Annotated in this window: 13 protein-coding genes; all 13 read left to right on the forward strand. The window is 65.2% G+C overall.

Annotated features, from left to right (window positions below; translation table 11 throughout):
* The first annotated feature begins 93 nt into the window (after nt 1-93).
* The 13 genes from C4K27_RS00730 to C4K27_RS00790 all read left to right on the forward strand — a co-directional run bounded on the left by C4K27_RS00730 (nt 94) and on the right by C4K27_RS00790 (nt 16,480).
* Nucleotides 94-1,443 (forward strand): TolC family outer membrane protein, encoded by a 1,350-nt coding sequence (locus tag C4K27_RS00730; protein ID WP_007928660.1) that lies wholly within the window; start codon nt 94-96, stop codon nt 1,441-1,443.
* A 38-nt stretch (nt 1,444-1,481) separates the two neighbouring features.
* The gene (locus C4K27_RS00735) at nt 1,482-3,638 is read left to right on the forward strand and encodes a type I secretion system permease/ATPase (protein ID WP_037035296.1); all 2,157 of its coding nucleotides are present in this window, start codon (nt 1,482-1,484) and stop codon (nt 3,636-3,638) included.
* The gene (locus tag C4K27_RS00740) at nt 3,628-4,995 is read left to right on the forward strand and encodes an HlyD family type I secretion periplasmic adaptor subunit (protein WP_007928658.1); all 1,368 of its coding nucleotides are present in this window, start codon (nt 3,628-3,630) and stop codon (nt 4,993-4,995) included. Before C4K27_RS00735 ends, C4K27_RS00740 begins: the two co-directional genes overlap by 11 nt.
* Before the next feature lie 322 nt (nt 4,996-5,317).
* Nucleotides 5,318-6,208 carry a TauD/TfdA dioxygenase family protein gene (locus C4K27_RS00745; RefSeq protein ID WP_053259169.1) on the forward strand — a complete coding sequence of 297 codons (891 nt, stop codon included), beginning with the start codon at nt 5,318-5,320 and terminating at the stop codon, nt 6,206-6,208.
* A 27-nt stretch (nt 6,209-6,235) separates the two neighbouring features.
* Complete coding sequence (locus C4K27_RS00750; protein ID WP_053259170.1) at nt 6,236-7,273, forward strand: ABC transporter substrate-binding protein; 1,038 nt, start codon at nt 6,236-6,238, stop codon at nt 7,271-7,273.
* A gap of 5 nt (nt 7,274-7,278) precedes the next feature.
* Complete coding sequence (locus C4K27_RS00755; protein ID WP_007928654.1) at nt 7,279-8,139, forward strand: ABC transporter ATP-binding protein; 861 nt, start codon at nt 7,279-7,281, stop codon at nt 8,137-8,139.
* A 20-nt stretch (nt 8,140-8,159) separates the two neighbouring features.
* On the forward strand, nt 8,160-9,026 hold the full coding sequence (locus tag C4K27_RS00760) for an ABC transporter permease (protein ID WP_053259171.1): 867 nt from the start codon (nt 8,160-8,162) through the stop codon (nt 9,024-9,026).
* A 408-nt stretch (nt 9,027-9,434) separates the two neighbouring features.
* Entirely contained in the window at nt 9,435-10,352 is a 918-nt protein-coding gene (locus tag C4K27_RS00765; protein WP_053259172.1) for a LysR family transcriptional regulator, read from the forward strand.
* A gap of 222 nt (nt 10,353-10,574) precedes the next feature.
* Complete coding sequence (locus C4K27_RS00770; RefSeq protein ID WP_053259173.1) at nt 10,575-12,119, forward strand: MFS transporter; 1,545 nt, start codon at nt 10,575-10,577, stop codon at nt 12,117-12,119.
* A gap of 25 nt (nt 12,120-12,144) precedes the next feature.
* On the forward strand, nt 12,145-13,203 hold the full coding sequence (locus tag C4K27_RS00775) for an HlyD family secretion protein (RefSeq protein ID WP_053259174.1): 1,059 nt from the start codon (nt 12,145-12,147) through the stop codon (nt 13,201-13,203).
* On the forward strand, nt 13,200-14,648 hold the full coding sequence (locus C4K27_RS00780) for an efflux transporter outer membrane subunit (protein WP_053259175.1): 1,449 nt from the start codon (nt 13,200-13,202) through the stop codon (nt 14,646-14,648). The genes C4K27_RS00775 and C4K27_RS00780 overlap by 4 nt, the downstream gene beginning before the upstream one ends.
* 369 nt (nt 14,649-15,017) lie before the next feature.
* Nucleotides 15,018-15,527 carry a sigma-70 family RNA polymerase sigma factor gene (locus C4K27_RS00785; RefSeq protein ID WP_053259176.1) on the forward strand — a complete coding sequence of 170 codons (510 nt, stop codon included), beginning with the start codon at nt 15,018-15,020 and terminating at the stop codon, nt 15,525-15,527.
* Nucleotides 15,524-16,480, forward strand: coding sequence for a FecR domain-containing protein (locus C4K27_RS00790; protein ID WP_053259177.1), 957 nt, complete (start codon nt 15,524-15,526; stop codon nt 16,478-16,480). Before C4K27_RS00785 ends, C4K27_RS00790 begins: the two co-directional genes overlap by 4 nt.
* Nucleotides 16,481-16,578: the final 98 nt, after the last annotated feature.

Below are 16,578 nucleotides of genomic sequence, written 5' to 3' on the forward strand. Positions count from 1 at the left end.
AACTTTCCGATATACGGTCATTCCGGTTGCCATCATCCGATGCAGCGCCTCGTTTTGCTGTGATTTGGGACAAGAAGTCCTGGGAACCCCTCTATGCGTCCGCAGTTGTTCAAAGCCTTACCCTTCGTACTCGCCGCCAGTTTCGCCCAAGCACAAACCCTGCCCGAAGCCATGCAGAAAGCGCTGGATGTCCATCCGGAAATCCAGGCTGCGGTGAACAGCCGCCTGGCAGCCGATTACCAGCTCAAAGCGGCCAAGGGCGGCTATTTGCCGCGGGTCGATTTGCTGGGCGGTTATGGTCGTGAAGGCACCGACAGCCCGACCACCCGTGCAGGATCGAGCAATCACTGGGAGACGCTGAACCGCAGCGAGTCAAGTTTACGTCTCCAGCAAATGGTTTTTGACGGTTTTGCCACCTCCAGCGAGGTGGGGCGTCAACAAGCCACCGTCAATTCCCGGGCGTACTCGTTGCTGGGCACTTCCGAGCGCACCGCGCTGACCGTGGCCCAGGTGTACCTGGATGTGTTGACCCGGCGCGAGTTCGTGCGCCTGGCCGAAGACAACATGCGCAATCACGAGCGCATCTACGATCAGATCCAGCTGCGCACCCAGCGTGGCGTCGGCAGCCGCGCCGACCTCGACCAGGCGGAAGCGCGCATGGCCCAGGCGCGCAACAACCTGATCACCGAACAGACCAACCTGGCCGATGCCCAGACCAACTACCTCAGCGCCGTCGGCCAGATGCCGGACCAGCTGGAGCGCCCGGTCGGCTTCATGGCCCTGCTGCCGGCCAGCCTCGACGAAGCCCAGCGCCAGATGCTGGAAAACAGCCCGATCCTGCGTTCGGCCGAATCCGACATCGTCGCCGCCGAGAAGCAGTACGAAGCCGCCAAGTCGACCTTCTACCCGCGTTTCGATGCCGAGCTTGGGCGTACCGCCGACAACAACCTGGACGGCATCGACGGCCACAACAACGAATGGCAGGCCATGCTGCGCATGCGTTTCAACCTGTTCGCCGGTGGCAGCAACAAGGCCGACCTGGAATCCAAGGCCTATCAGTCCACCCAGGCGCTGGATATTCGTAACAACGCCCTGCGTGTTCTGAATGAAGAGCTAGGCTTGGCGTGGAACGCCTTGAACAACGCCAATGCGCAAGTGCCGATCGCCCAGCAATATGTCGATCGCAGCGCCAGCGTGCGTGAGGCGTATCAGAAGCAATTCAGTTTGGGCGAGCGCACTTTGCTCGACTTGCTCGATAGCGAGAATGAACTGTTCACCGCCTCGCGTCGTTTGGCGGAAATCAAGAACATTCAGTTATTTACTCAATATCGAATCAAGGCGACCATGGGCGAATTGCTCAAGAGCCAGGGAGTGGTCGCACCCATGGCTTCCGTCGTGCAGAACGATGTGAAGCCCAAGGTCCAACTGCCTGGGATGAATTGAGTACTTTTCATCCAATAGACAGTTAAAGAGTGCCGAGCGTGGAATCAGAAGTCAGTCGAGTGCAACTTAGCCATGATCCACGCGGCATGCATGACGACCCGCTGCTGGATGCCCTGCTAACCCTGTGCTCCTTGCACCAGAAGCCGGCCAGCGCGGCCATGCTGACCACCGGCCTGCCTTTACCCTCCCAGCGCCTGAGCGCCGAGCTGCTGCCGCGCGCCGCGGCTCGCGCCGGCCTGCAGGGGCGTTTGCTGCGGCGCAAGCTGGAGCAGATTCCTGCCATCGCCATGCCGGCCATGCTCTTGCTCAAGGACGGCCGCAGCGCCGTCCTGCTCGGCTGGCAGGGCGAAGACAAGGCCCGCCTGCTGCTCAGCGAGAGCGATGGCGGCGAGGTCAGCGTCAGCCGCCAGATGCTGGCCGACGATTACAGCGGGCAAGTGTTCTTCGCCCAGCCCCAACACAAATTCGACGTCAACCACGGCTCGCTGATTCCTCGCGCCCGCTCTTGGTTCCGCGACACCTTGAAGCGCTCGCGCTGGCTGTACGCCGACGCCATCGCCGCCAGCCTGCTGATCAACGTCATTGCCATGGCCGCGCCGCTGTTCGTGATGAACGTTTACGACCGCGTGGTCCCCAACCAGGCCGCCGCCACCCTGTGGGTGCTGGCCATCGGCATCACTGGCGCCTACCTGTTCGACCTGATTCTCAAGAGCCTGCGCAGCCTGTGCCTGGACCTGGCCGGCAAGAAGACCGACCTGATCATCTCGGCCACGCTGTTCGAGCGCATCGTCGGCATGGCCATGAAGTACCGGCCGGCGCGGGTCGGCAGCTTTGCCCAGAACATCCACGAGTTCCAGAGCCTGCGCGACTTCCTCGCCTCGCTGACCCTCACCAGCCTGATCGACCTGCCATTCACCCTGCTGATTTTCCTGGTGATCGCCATCCTCGGCGGGCACCTGGTGTGGATTCCGGTGCTGGCCTTCCCGATTGCCCTGGGCATCGGCTACGCCCTGCAGAAACCGCTGATCGCCACCATGGAAAAAACCATGGCCCTGGGCGCCGAGCGCCAGTCGAGCCTGATCGAGACCCTGGCCGGGCTGGACGCGGTGAAGGTCAACAACGCCGAAAGCGAACGCCAGTACCAGTGGGAACAGACCATCGGCACCCTGGGCCGCCTCGAGCTGCGGGTGAAGATGCTCTCCAGCCTGGCGATGAACATCACCCTGCTGATCCAGCAACTGGCCGGGGTGATCATGATCGTCTTCGGCGTGTACCAGATCATCGACGGCAACCTGAGCATGGGCGGGCTGATCGCCTGCTACATGCTCAGCGGCCGCGCCCTCAGCCCGCTGGCCTCGTTGTCCGGCCTGCTGACCCGCTACCAGCAGGCGCGGGTGACCATGACCTCGGTCGACCAGATGATGGAGCTGCCCCAGGAGCGCAACTTCGACGAGCGCCCCCTGAGCCGCAACGTGCTGCAGGGCGCCATCGAATGCCGGCAGCTGAATTTCACCTACCCGGGGCAGCAGAACCCGGCGCTGAAGAACATCAACCTGGTGGTCAAGCCGGGCGAGAAGATCGGCATCATCGGTCGCAGCGGCTCGGGCAAGAGCTCCCTGGCCAAGCTGCTGGTGGGCCTGTATGCCCCGGACTCCGGCGCCTTGCTGGTGGACGGCGTGGACATCCGGCAGATCGACGTCAGCGAATTGCGCCACAACATCGGTTATGTGGCCCAGGACATCCAGCTGCTGGCCGGCACCCTGCGTGACAACCTGACCTCCGGCGCCCGTTACGTCGAAGACGAGCTGGTGCTGCAGGCCGCCGAACTGGCCGGCGTCCACGAGTTCGCCCGCCTGCACCCGCAGGGCTACGAGCTGCAGGTCGGCGAGCGCGGGCAGAACCTCTCCGGCGGCCAGCGGCAGAACGTCGCCCTGGCCCGGGCCCTGCTGCTCAACCCGCCGATCCTGCTGCTCGACGAACCGACCAGCGCCATGGACAACACGGGTGAAGAACGCTTGAAACAACGCCTGCAAGCCGTGGTGGAAGCCAAGACCGTGGTGCTGGTCACCCACCGTGCCTCGCTGCTGTCGCTGGTGGATCGCCTGCTGGTGATCGACCGCGGGCAGATCCTCGCCGACGGGCCGAAAGCAGTCGTGATGGAAGCGTTGAAGAAGGGGCAGATCAGTGTTGCTTAAATCCGGTTTCAAAGACTCGATCCTGCGCTACTTCAAAGGCACCGAATCGCTGCACGACCAACCCCTGCCCGAGGTCAACAAGGCGCTGATCGAGGATGCGCCGCGGGTTATCCGCCTGACCATCTGGGGCATCATCGGCTTCTTCCTGTTCCTGCTGCTGTGGGCCAACTTCGCGGTGATCGACGAAGTGACCAAGGGCGAGGGCAAGGCGATCCCGTCGTCCAAGGTGCAGAAAATCCAGAACCTGGAAGGCGGCATCGTCTCCGAACTGTTCGTCAAGGAAGGGCAGATCGTCGAAGCCGGCGCCCCGCTGATCCGCCTGGACGACACGCGCTTCAAGTCCAACGTCGGCGAGACCGAGGCCGATCGCCTGTCGATGCTGCTGCGGGTCGAGCGCCTGAGCGCGGAGATCGACAACCGAGAACTGAATTTCCCGGCCGATGCCATGGCCGCCGTGCCTGGCCAGGCGGCCAGCGAAAAGTCGCTGTATGAAAGCCGTCGCCAGCAGTTGCACGACGAAGTCGGCGGCCTGCAGGAACAACTGATCCAGAAGCAGCAGGAACTGCGCGAGTTCACCTCCAAGCAGGCGCAGTACCGCCAGCAACTGAGCCTGCAGCGCCAGGAAATCGCCATGTCCGAGCCGCTGGTGGCCCAGGGCGCGGTGTCGCCGGTGGAAGTGCTGCGGCTCAAGCGCGCCGAAGTCGAGACCCGTGGGCAACTGGACGCCACCACCCTGGCGATTCCCCGTGCCGAATCGGCGATCAAGGAAGTCCAGCGCAAGGTCGACGAAACCCGCGGCAAGTTCCGCAGCGAAGCCCTGACCCAGCTCAACGAGGCGCGCACCGAACTGAACAAGGCCAGCGCCACCGGCAAGGCCCTGGAAGACCGGGTCAGCCGGACCCTGGTCACCTCGCCGGTGCGCGGCATCGTCAAGCAACTGATGGTCAACACCATCGGCGGCGTGATCCAGCCGGGCAGCGACATGGTGGAGATCGTGCCGCTGGACGACACCCTGCTGGTGGAAGCGAAGATCCGTCCGCAGGACATCGCCTTCCTGCACCCGGGGCAGGAAGCGGTGGTCAAGTTCACCGCCTATGACTACACCATCTACGGCGGCCTGAAGGCCAAGCTGGAACAGATCGGCGCCGACACCATCACCGACGAAGACAAGAAGACCACCTACTACGTGATCAAGCTGCGCACCGACCGCAGCCACCTGGGCACCGATGAAAAGCCGTTGCTGATCATCCCCGGCATGGTCGCCTCGGTGGACATCATCACCGGCAAGAAAAGCGTGCTCAGCTACCTGCTCAAGCCGATCATCCGCGCCCGTGCCGAGGCGCTGCACGAGCGTTAAGCCATCTGTAGCCGCTGCCGCCAAGCTGCGATAAGGCCCGAAGGGCCTTCAGCGATATTGAAATCGTCACGTCCCCTTTGGGGCCGATCGCAGCCTGGCGGCAGCGGCTACAGGCGCTCGTGCCGGCCTTGGGGGCTGCGGTCGAATCGCCATATCGTTATTCGTTAACGGTATTTAAAATTAAGTTCTTATATCTATAAAGTCGACTCCCTGCGTACCTGCCGACCAATCGGCGCGCCGCACGAAATGAACCCACACGGGACCTCCGTGAGTTTCTGATCGACGCGCGCGCCACCGGGCGTGCTCTGCGTGGGAGTGATTTATGTCCGTACCCTCTCCAAGTGCCGCGCCCATCGCCGCACAAGCTTTTGATATCCGCCCGTTCAGCGGCGCCGTCGGTGCCGAGATCGTCGGCCTGGACCTGGCCCGGCCGGTCAACGACCAGGACTTCGCGCGCATTCACCGCGCGCACCTGGATCATCACGTCGTGGTGTTCCGCGACCAGCGCATCACCCCCGAACAACAGATCGCCTTCAGCCGCCGTTTCGGCGTGCTGCAGATCCACGTGCTCAAACAGTTCCTGCTGGCCGGGCACCCGGAAATCCTCATCGTTTCCAACATCATCGAAAACGGCCAGTCCATCGGCCTGGGGGACGCCGGCAAGTTCTGGCATTCCGACCTCTCCTACAAGGAACTGCCGAGCCTGGGCTCGATGCTGCACGCCCAGGAGCTGCCAGCCGAGGGCGGCGACACCTTGTTCGCCGACATGCACAAAGCCTGGGACAGCCTGCCCGAAGCGTTGCGTAAGGCGGTCGATGGCCGCTCTGCCGCGCACTCCTACACCGCGCGCTACAGCGAGACCAAGTTCGAGGGCAACTGGCGCCCGACCCTGACCCCGGAGCAACTGGCCCAGGTCCGGGAAGTGGTGCACCCGGTCGTGCGCACCCATCCGGAAAACGGTCGCAAGGCGCTGTTCGTCAGCGAAGGCTTCACCACCCGCATCGTCGGCCTGCCGGAAGACGAGAGCCGCCAGCTGCTGGCCGAGCTCTACGCCCACAGCGTGCTGCCGGAAAACATCTACCGCCACCCATGGCAGCCCCATGACCTGGTGTTCTGGGACAACCGCTCGCTGATCCACCTGGCCGCCGGCTGCCCCAGCCATCTGCGCCGCAAGCTTTATCGCACCACCATCCAGGGCGACGCCCCTTACTGATCGACCACCCACGGCAGGAGAAACACCATGTCCCAACCTACTCAACGCCTCCCGCGCCTGGGCAAACTGGCGGCCGCCATCGGCCTGGGCTTCAGCCTGCTGGCCGCTGGCCTGGTCGCGCCGACGGCGGCCCATGCCGAAGGCGAGATCCGCATCGCCGAACAGTTCGGCATCGTCTATCTGCTGCTCAACGTGGTGCGCGACCAGAATCTGATCGAAAAACACGGCAAGGAAGAAGGCATCGACATCAAGGTCGACTGGACCCAGCTGTCCGGTGGCGCGGCGGTCAACGACGCCTTGCTCTCCGGCTCCATCGACATTGCCGGGGCCGGCGTCGGCCCGCTGCTGACCATCTGGGACCGCACCCACGGCAAGCAGAACGTCAAGGCGGTGGCGTCGCTGGGCAACTTCCCTTACTACCTGGTGAGCAACAATCCCAAGGTCAAGACCATCGCCGACTTCACCGAGAAGGACCGCATCGCGGTGCCGGCGGTGGGGGTTTCCGTGCAGTCGCGGTTCCTGCAGTACGCGGCGGCCAAGCAATGGGGCGACAAGGAATTCAATCGCCTGGACAAGTACACCATCGCCGTTCCGCACCCGGACGCCACGGCGGCACTGATCGCCGGCGGCACCGAGCTGACCGGGCACTTCTCCAACCCGCCGTTCCAGGACCAGGCGCTGGCCAACCCGAATGTGCACGTGGTGCTCAACACCTACGACCTGCTGGGCCCGAACTCACCGACCGTGCTGTTCGCCACCGAGAAATTTCGTACCGAAAACCCGAAAACCTACAAGGCCTTCGTCGAGGCGCTGGCCGAGGCCGCCGACTTCGCCCAGAAGGACAAGGGCGCGGCGGCGGATACCTACATCCGCGTGACCAAGGCCAAGATCGACCGCGAAGCCTTGCTGAAGATCATCGACAACCCGCAGTTCGAGTTCACCGTCACCCCGAAAAACACCTACCCGCTGGCTGAATTCCTCTACCGCGTGGGCGCGATCAAGAACAAGCCGCAATCGTGGAAGGACTACTTCTTCCAGGACACCACGCCGCTGCAAGGGAGCTGATCGCCATGAACGCCCCCTTGCAAGGCCACACGGCCAGCAACCCGACCACGGCAGCCCAGGCGCTGCTGGCGGTCGACCAGGTCAGCCTGGAATACCGCACCCCGCAGCGCGTGGTGCGGGCCACCCACCAGGTCAGTTTCGAAATTGATCCCGCCGACCGTTTCGTCCTGCTTGGGCCCTCGGGCTGCGGCAAGTCGACCCTGCTCAAGGCGGTCGCCGGCTTCATCCAGCCCTGCGAGGGCGAGATTCGCCTGCAAGGGCAACGGGTCAGCCAGCCGGGGCCGGACCGGATCGTGGTGTTCCAGGAGTTCGACCAACTGCCGCCGTGGAAAACCGTGAAGCAGAACGTGATGTTCCCGCTGCTGGCGTCGAACACCCTCAACCGTCGCGAGGCCGAGGAGCGGGCGCTGCACTACCTGGACAAGGTCGGCCTGGCGGCGTTTGCCGACGCTTACCCGCACACCCTGTCCGGCGGCATGAAGGCGCGGGTGGCCATCGCGCGCGCCCTGGCGATGCAGCCGAAGATCCTGCTGATGGACGAACCCTTCGCCGCCCTCGATGCCCTGACCCGGCGCAAGATGCAGGAGGAGTTGCTGCTGCTCTGGGAAGAGGTGCGCTTCACCCTGCTGTTCGTCACCCACTCCATCGAGGAGGCGCTGGTAGTGGGCAATCGCATCCTGCTGCTGTCGCCCCATCCGGGGCGGGTGCGGGCGGAAATCCACAGCCATCAGTACGACCTGCAAAGCCTCGGCGGCGTGGCATTCCAGCAGACGGCGCGGCGTATCCACCGGCTGCTGTTCGACGAAGGCCAGTCGCCGGAAACCGAGCGCGAGCTGGATTTCACCGATATCCGTATCGCTTATTGAGCCTTTAAGAGGAACGCCCGATGAGCCATTCATCACCTGTTCGCCAGGAATACAAAGTTGTCCTCGAACCCCTGCTGGCGGTGCCGCTGGAGCGTGAATTGCCGCTGGGTCAGCGCCTGTGGCAACAAGGCTGGCTGCGCAAGAGCCTGATCCTGATCGTGCTGGCGCTGCTCTGGGAGGCCGTGGCCCGCTACCAGAACAACGACCTGCTGCTACCGAGCTTTTTGCAGACCGCCAGCGCGCTGTACGACGGCCTGCTCAGCGGCGAGCTGCTGGGCAAGGTCGGCATCTCCCTGGTCGTGCTGCTCAAGGGCTACCTGATCGGCATCGTCCTGGCCTTTGCCCTGACCACCCTGGCGGTGTCGACCCAGGTGGGCCGCGACCTGCTGAGCACCCTGACCTCGATGTTCAACCCGCTGCCGGCCATCGCCCTGTTGCCGCTGGCCCTGCTGTGGTTCGGCCTGGGGGAGAACAGCTTGATCTTCGTGCTGGTGCATTCGGTGCTCTGGGCCCTGGCCCTGAATACCTACGCCGGCTTTCTCGGGGTCTCGGAAACCCTGCGCATGGCCGGGCGCAACTACGGGCTCAAGGGCATGCGCTTCGTGCTGTTCATCCTGATCCCGGCGGCGCTGCCGTCGATCCTCGCCGGCCTGAAAATCGGCTGGGCCTTCGCCTGGCGCACCCTGATCGCCGCCGAACTGGTGTTCGGCGCCACCAGCGGCAAGGGCGGCCTGGGCTGGTACATCTTCCAGAACCGCAACGAGCTGTACACCGACAAAGTCTTCGCCGGCCTGGCGGTGGTGATCCTGATCGGCCTGCTGGTGGAGAACCTGGTGTTCGACACCCTGGAGCGGGTCACCGTGAAACGCTGGGGCATGCAACGCTGAGCCCGTAGCGCCCGTAGCCGCTGCCGAGCCCGCGTGGCTGCGATCGACGGCGCAGCCGGCGCAAAACCTGACAGCGCGTTCTGCCTGGCACACCGCATGCGCAGGCCTGGCGAGGACTCTGTCCTCGATCGCAGCCTGCGGCAGCGGCTACACAGAGTGGTGTCCACGGTTGAACTGCCCTCCACGATCCTGTAGCCGCTGCCGAGCCTGTGAGGCTGCGATCGACGGCGCAGCCGGCGCAAAACCTGACAGCACATGTTGTCTGGCATACCGCGTGCGCAGATCTGGCGAGGACTTCGTCCTCGATCGCAGCCTGCGGCAGCGGCTACAGAAGAGTGGTGTCCATGACTGAAATGACCCTGCTAGCATTGCGCCTGACTCATTCCCGATCAGCCACGAGTGCTCGGCATGCAACTCCCGGACATGAACCTTTTGGTCGCCCTCGACGCCCTGCTCGACGAGGGCAGCGTGGTCGGCGCGGCGCGGCGCATGAACCTCAGCCCGGCGGCCATGAGCCGGACCCTCACGCGGATCCGCGAGGCACTGGGCGATCCGATCCTGGTGCGCGCCGGCCGCGGCCTGGTGCCCACGCCCAAGGCCCAAGAGCTGCGCGGCCAGGTACGTGACCTGGTGGAGCAGGCGGCGCTGGTGTTCCGTTCCGGCGATCAGGTCGACCTGAGCACCCTGCGTCGACGCTTCAATGTGCGCGCCAACGACTTTTTCGTCGGCGTCTATGGCGGCCGCCTGATCGACACCCTGGAGCGCCAGGCGCCCCATTGCGAACTGCGTTTCGTCCCGGAGGGCGATGGCGACGACGAGGCGCTGCGCGAAGGGCGGATCGACCTGCGCATCAGCAACACCCGGCCGCTGACCCCGGAAGTGAAGGTGCAGAACCTGTTCTCCACCACCTTTGTCGGCCTGGTGCGCGAGCATCATCCGTTGCTCGACGAGGAGATCACCGCCGAGCGTTTTGCCGCCTTCCCGCACATCAGCATGTCCCGGCGCGGCATCGCCCGCGGGCCGATCGATGTGGCGCTTGGCGACCTGGGCCTGCAGCGCCGGGTGCCGCTGATCGCGCCGAGCTTCCATGCCGCGATGTTCATGCTGCCGGACTCGGACCTGATCCTGCCGGTGCCCAAGGAAACCCTGCTCAGCGTGTCGCGCCTGGGCCTGCACCTGCGTTCCTTCGCCTTGCCGATTCCCCTGCCGACCCTGGTGCTGACCCAGGCCTGGCACCCGCGCTACGACAAGGACCCGGCGCACAAATGGTTCCGCGAAACCCTGCGCGCCTCCTGCAACGAAACCTGGCACGCCGCCCAGCCCTGAAAAACCATGTCTCTGTAGGAGCTAGGCTTGCCCGCGATCCGCGAAGCGGCCATTTATCGCGGTGCCAGGTCTGGCCCTATCGCGAGCAAGCTTCGCTCCTACAGGTTTCGGGAGGGCGCAATCATTGCGTTCGGTGCACTTATAAGCTGTCGATAAGTCAGTTTTCGTCAGCTGTCGGGCTTTTTACACTGCTTCGGTATTTCTATCGGAGTCGTTCCCTTCATGAGTTCCCTCGCCGTGGCTGTGCCGGCACCCGCTGAAGTGGCCAGCAAACCGGCAGCTGTCAGCCCCGCGGTCTTCGGCCCGCGAATCATCATCGGCCTGCTCGGCGTATTGCTGGCGGTGCTGGTGTCGGGCCTCAACGAAATGGTGACCAAGATCGCCCTGGCCGACATCCGTGGCGCCCTGGCCATCGGCTATGACGAAGGCACCTGGCTGGTGGCCAGTTACACCGCCACCTCGGTGGCGGCCATGGCCTTCGCGCCCTGGTGTTCGGTGACCTTTTCGCTGCGCCGTTTCACTCTTTGCGCCATCGCCCTGTTCACCGTGCTGGGCGTGCTCTGTCCGTTCGCCCCGAACTACCAGAGCCTGTTGCTGCTGCGCACCGTGCAGGGCCTGGCCGGCGGCGCGTTGCCGCCAATGCTGATGACCGTGGCGCTGCGGTTCCTGCCAGCCAACGTCAAGCTCTACGGCCTGGCCGGCTACGCCCTGACCGCCACCTTCGGCCCGAGCCTGGGCACGCCGCTGGCCGCCCTGTGGACCGAATACGTCGGCTGGCAATGGGCGTTCTGGCAGGTGGCGCCGCCGTGTCTGCTGGCGATGCTCGCGGTGGCCTACGGCCTGCCCCAGGACCCGCTGCGCCTGGAGCGCCTCAAGGCCTTCAACTGGCGCGGCCTGCTGCTGGGGTTCCCGGCGATCTGCATGCTGGTGATCGGCATCCTCCAGGGCAATCGCCTGGACTGGTTCGGCTCGCCGCTGATCTGCCTGCTGCTGGGCGGGGGCGCGTTGTTGCTGGTGCTGTTTCTGATCAACGAATGGTCGCAACCGATTCCGTTCTTCAAGTTGCAGATGCTCGGCATCCGCAACCTGTCGTTCGCCCTGCTGACCCTGGCCGGGGTGTTGGTGGTGCTGACCGCGGTGATCATCATTCCGTCCAGTTTCCTGGCCCAGGTCCAGGGCTACCGGCCGTTGCAGACCGCCCCGGTGATGCTGGTGATGGCCCTGCCGCAACTGATCGCGCTGCCCCTGGTGGCGGCCCTGTGCAACCTGCGCTGGGTCGATTGCCGCTGGGTGCTGGGCATCGGCCTGACGATGCTGGTGCTGTCGTGCCTGGGCGGCGCGCAGCTGACCTCGGCGTGGATTCGCGACGATTTCTACGTGCTGCAACTGCTGCAGATCTTCGGCCAGCCGATGGCGGTGCTGCCGTTGCTGATGCTTTCCACCGGCAGTATCCAGCCGATCGAGGGGCCGTTCGCGTCCTCCTGGTTCAACACCGTGAAAGGCCTGGCGGCGGTGATCGCCACCGGCGTGCTGGATGCTCTGACCACTCACCGCCTGCACTTTCACTCGACCATGCTGGTGGACAGCCTCGGCAACTCGCCGCTGAGCGCCGTCGACGCCAGCAACCTCGCCCAGCGCCTGCACCGACAGGCCGTGGTACTGACCTCCGCCGACCTCTACTACGTCATGGCTGGCGTGGCGGCGGCCTTGATCCTGCTGATTTTCTGGCTGCCGACGCGGATCTATCCGCCACGCGCGCCAACTTGAACGTTCACTGAGACAGAAGGTTTTTATGACGATCCATATCAAACACAAAATCGCCGTCAGCGTGGCGGCGGTCGCGGTCCTGGGCGTGCTGGTGTACCTGGTCACCGGCAAGGCCACCGAGCAAACCACCAACGACGCTTTCGTGAGCGCCGACTACACCCTGGTGGCGCCGCGCGTGGCGGGTTTCATCAAGGAAGTGCTGGTGGAAGACAACCAGCGGGTCAAGGCCGGTCAGTTGCTGGCGCTGATCGACGATCGCGACCTGCGCGCCGCGGCCCAGGCGGCGGACGCCGAAACCCTGGTGGCCAAGGCGCAGTTGCAGAACGCCCGCGCCACCCTCGACCGGCAAAGCTCGGTGATCGCCCAGGCCCAGGCCTCGGTGGTGGCCGCGCGGGCGGAAATGGCCTTCGCCGAACATGAACTGAACCGCTACAACCATCTGGCCGGGGTCGGCGCCGGCACGGTGCAGAATGCCCAGCAGGCCAGGACCCGCATCGACCAGGCCAGCGCGCGGCTGGCCACGGCCACCGCGGCGCTGGCGGCGGAACGCAAGCAGGTGGAGATCCTCACCGCCCAGCGTGACGCCGCCGAGGGCGGGCTGAAGCGCGCCCAGGCGTCCCTGGAAATGGCCAGCTATGAGCTGTCCTACACGCGCATCGTCGCGCCGGTGGACGGCATGGTCGGCGAACGCGCGGTGCGGGTCGGCGCCTACGTCACGCCGGGCAGCAAGATCCTCGCCGTGGTGCCGCTGGAGCAGGCCTATGTGGTGGCCAACTTCCAGGAAACCCAGCTGGCCCACATGCACCCCGGGCAACCAGTGCAGGTGCGGGTCGACAGCCTGGACGGCGAAACCCTGCGCGGCCGGGTCGAAAGCCTGGCGCCAGCCACCGGGGTGACCTTCGCCGCGGTCAAGCCGGACAACGCCACCGGCAACTTCACCAAGGTGGTGCAGCGCATTCCGGTGAAGATCCTGCTGGAGCCCGGCCAGCCGATGGCCGAGCGTCTGCGGGTCGGGATGTCGGTGGAAGCGAGCGTCGATACCCTGGGCAAGGCCAGCTCTGCACGTGAGGTGGTGAAGCGATGAGTCGTCTGCTCCAGCCGGTATTCGCCCTGAGCCTGTTGTCCCTGGCCGCCTGCAGTGTCGGCCCGGATTTCCAGCGCCCCGAAGGGCCGCGGGTCGAGGCCTGGGCTACCCCGCAAAAAGCCGCGCCGAGCCAGGTGGTGAGTAGTCCCCTGGACGAGCGCTGGTGGGAGGTCTTCAACGATCCGCAGCTGTCGGCGTTGAGCCGGCGCGTGCTGACCGACAACCTCGACCTGCAACTGGCCACCAGCCGCCTGCAACAGAGCCGCGCGGCGCGCCAGGTGATCACCGCCGAGCGTTATCCGACCAGCAGCGCCAGCGGCGGCTATGCGCGTAAACGCAACAGCGGCGAAGGCCTGAACGATCCGTCGGGTCATGAAGGTAAGTCCGCCTTCAACCTGTGGGACGCCGGCTTCTCGGCGTCCTGGGAGCTGGATTTCTGGGGCCGCGTGCGGCGCGAAACCGAGGCCGCCGACGCGACCCTGGAAGTCGCGGAGAACGACCGGCGCGGGGTGCTGTTGGCGGTGCTGGCCGAGACCGCCCAGGACTACATCCAGCTGCGCGGCGTGCAGAGTACCCGCGCGGTGACCGAGCAGAACCTTGACGTCGCCCGCCACAGCCTCAAGCTCTCGCAACTGCGCCTGGCCGACGGCGTGGCCACCGACCTGGACGTGGCCGAAGCCGCCGCGCAGGTGGCGACCATCGAGTCGCAACTGCCGGCCTTGCAGCAGCGCCAGGCGCAACTGATCAACGCCCTGAGCCTGCTGATGGGCGAGCCGCCCCAGGCCCTGCACGCCGAACTCGCGGCGGATGCGCCGGTGCCGCAAACCCCGCGCCAGGTCGCCATCGGCCTGCCGTCGCAACTGGCCGAACGCCGTCCGGACATCCGCCAGGCCGAAGCCCGCCTGCATGCCGCCACCGCCAGCATCGGCGTGGCCAAGGGCGACTTTTATCCGCGCATCACCCTGTCGGGCAACTTCGGCTCCCAGGCCATGCAGCTGTCGGACTTCGGCTCCTGGGGCTCGCGCCAGTTCGGCATCGGCCCGCAGTTCAGCCTGCCGCTGTTCGACGGCGGCCGCCTGCGCGGCATGCTGCATCTGCGCGAAGCCCAGCAGCAGGAAGCGGCCGTCGCCTACCAGCAGACCGTGCTGCGCGCCTGGCATGAAATCGACGACCAGCTGACCCGCTACAACAGCAGCCAGCTGCGCCGCGACAGCCTCGCCGAAGCCGTGCGGCAGAACCAGATCGCCCTGCGCACCGCGCAACAGCAGTACGTCGAAGGCGTGGTGGACTTCGTCAACGTCCTCACCGTCCAGGGCGCCTTGCTCGCCACCCAGGAACAACTGGTGGAAAGCTCGACTGGCGTTTCACTGGCCATGGTCGGCCTGTACAAGGCCCTGGGCGGAGGCTGGGAGTCGGTGTACCCGTTGGCGGCTGCACAGCCTTGAGCCGCCTCACCAGTACCCTGGCTTGATGGCCGGTTTTTTCACCCCAACGGCCAGCGAACTTAATCGCTGCGTACGGGGTCGAGTACGGCTGATCTATGCCGGGCTGATATCGACGTCAATGTCGGGCCGCAACAAAAGTGTTTCTGTGCCCTGGCTCGGCATTGCGCCATTTCCCGCACTGAACGTTTTGCACCGGCGTAGCGAAGGGGGCAAGGCGTGGCGGGGGGGAAGACTATGAGCGCTTGTTGCCGATTACGCTTGGGCGGGCACGATCCGCGCAAGTCCGCCGTCGCCCTCTGAAGATGCGCTTTGCCTGGAAGGCGGCAAAAGTGTAATGATAATTGCTCTCAATCACGTGCGGTTCCATTCATGGAAGCAACGACTGACGGCAAGGTGCAGCTTCATCGTCTCTATCGCGACCATCACGGCTGGCTGCAAGGCTGGTTGCGCAAGCGCCTGGGCGATCGCGAGCATGCGGCGGACGTGGCGCAGGATACGTTCCTGCGCTTGCTGGTATCGGGGCGTTTTCCAGGGCACCTGGAGAGCCGCAGTTACCTGGCGCAGATCGCCCGCAACCTGGTGATCGACCAGTGGCGGCGCCTGCGCATCGAGCGCGCTTACCTGGAAAGCATCGCCCATCTGCCCGAGCCGCAATCGCCTTCGCTGGAGACCCGGGCGTTGATTCTCGAAACCCTGATGCAGGTCGACGCCATGCTCGACCGCATGCCGGACAAGGTGCGCCAGGCCTTTGTGCTGTCGCAGTTCGAGGGCCTGACCTACGCGCAGATCGCCGAGCGCCTCGGGGTCACCGTCAGCTCGGTGCAGAAGTACATGATCCGCGCCATCCAGGCCTGTTATCAGGTGGTCTACGAAGAATGAGCCGGCACCGCGACGCACCCATCGCCCCGGCCATCGTCGAGCAGGCCAGCGAATGGCTGATGCTGCACTGGGGCGGTGAGCTGGATGCCGAACAGCGCCAGGCCTTTGCCCGCTGGCAAACCGCCGACCCTGAGCACCAGCGTGCCTGGCAGCGTTTGCAGCAGCTGCAACAGACCCTGGGCGGCGTGCCGGCCGACAGTGCGCGTGCGGTGTTGCGCGAGATCCCCGATCCACAACGACGTTCGGCGCTGAAGCTGCTGGGCCTGCTGCTGGTCGCCGGCGGCGGCGCCTACCTGGTGCAAGGCAGCCAGCCCTGGCGTAATGCGTGGGCCGGCCAGCGCACGGCAACCGGTGAGATCCGCCACCTGACCCTCAGCGATGGCACCCGGCTGGACCTCAACAGCGGCACGGCCGTCGATCTGCTGTACAGCGCCCGGGAGCGGCGCATCCGTCTGATCAGTGGGGAAATCCAGCTGAGCAGCGGCCGCGACCGCTCGCGGCCGTTGATCGTGGAAACCCCGGCCGGCGATATCCAGGCCCTGGGCACCCGTTTCACCGTGCGGGAAGTCGACGGCGGCACTCGGGTCAGCCTGTACGAGGGCGAGTTGCGGATCAGCCCGCGACAGGCACCGGCGCTGCACCTGCAGGCCGGCAACAGCCTGTGGTTCGACGCCGGCTCGGTGTCAGCGCTGCAGGTGGCTGAGCCAAATGCCAGCAGCTGGAGCCAGGGGCGATTGATCGCCGAGCGCCAGCCGCTGGGGCAGTTCATCAAAGAGCTGTCGCGCTATCGGACGGGCGTCCTGCGCTGTGACGCCGAGGTCGCCGACCTGCTGTTGACCGGGGTCTTCCCCCTCGATGACAGCGACGCGATTCTCGCCGCGCTGGAGCGCTCGCTGCCGGTACGGGCGCAGGCGGTCACCCGTTATTGGGTGACGCTCAAGCCAAGGGCCTGAAGGCTCGCGTTTGAAATAATCCGGATTTCCCCTTGTCGTTTTTTTCAGCCCGTTCGGGATACCTCTTGAAAGCCGATCAAGACGCATTCTCATGGGGA

Source organism: Pseudomonas chlororaphis subsp. chlororaphis, assembly GCF_003945765.1.
In the GTDB taxonomy this organism is placed as follows: Bacteria; Pseudomonadota; Gammaproteobacteria; order Pseudomonadales; family Pseudomonadaceae; genus Aquipseudomonas; species Aquipseudomonas chlororaphis.

Bases quoted from the DNA above. Each gene is read 5' to 3' on its own strand.
- C4K27_RS00745 (WP_053259169.1), top strand. From the start codon at position 5,318: ATGTCCGTACCCTCTCCAAGTGCCGCGCCCATCGCCGCACAAGCTTTT.
- C4K27_RS00765 (WP_053259172.1), top strand. From the start codon at position 9,435: ATGCAACTCCCGGACATGAACCTTTTGGTCGCCCTCGACGCCCTGCTC.
- C4K27_RS00770 (WP_053259173.1), top strand. From the start codon at position 10,575: ATGAGTTCCCTCGCCGTGGCTGTGCCGGCACCCGCTGAAGTGGCCAGC.
- C4K27_RS00785 (WP_053259176.1), top strand. From the start codon at position 15,018: ATGGAAGCAACGACTGACGGCAAGGTGCAGCTTCATCGTCTCTATCGC.
- C4K27_RS00775 (WP_053259174.1), top strand. From the start codon at position 12,145: ATGACGATCCATATCAAACACAAAATCGCCGTCAGCGTGGCGGCGGTC.
- C4K27_RS00760 (WP_053259171.1), top strand. From the start codon at position 8,160: ATGAGCCATTCATCACCTGTTCGCCAGGAATACAAAGTTGTCCTCGAA.
- C4K27_RS00755 (WP_007928654.1), top strand. From the start codon at position 7,279: ATGAACGCCCCCTTGCAAGGCCACACGGCCAGCAACCCGACCACGGCA.
- C4K27_RS00780 (WP_053259175.1), top strand. From the start codon at position 13,200: ATGAGTCGTCTGCTCCAGCCGGTATTCGCCCTGAGCCTGTTGTCCCTG.
- C4K27_RS00730 (WP_007928660.1), top strand. From the start codon at position 94: ATGCGTCCGCAGTTGTTCAAAGCCTTACCCTTCGTACTCGCCGCCAGT.
- C4K27_RS00750 (WP_053259170.1), top strand. From the start codon at position 6,236: ATGTCCCAACCTACTCAACGCCTCCCGCGCCTGGGCAAACTGGCGGCC.
- C4K27_RS00790 (WP_053259177.1), top strand. From the start codon at position 15,524: ATGAGCCGGCACCGCGACGCACCCATCGCCCCGGCCATCGTCGAGCAG.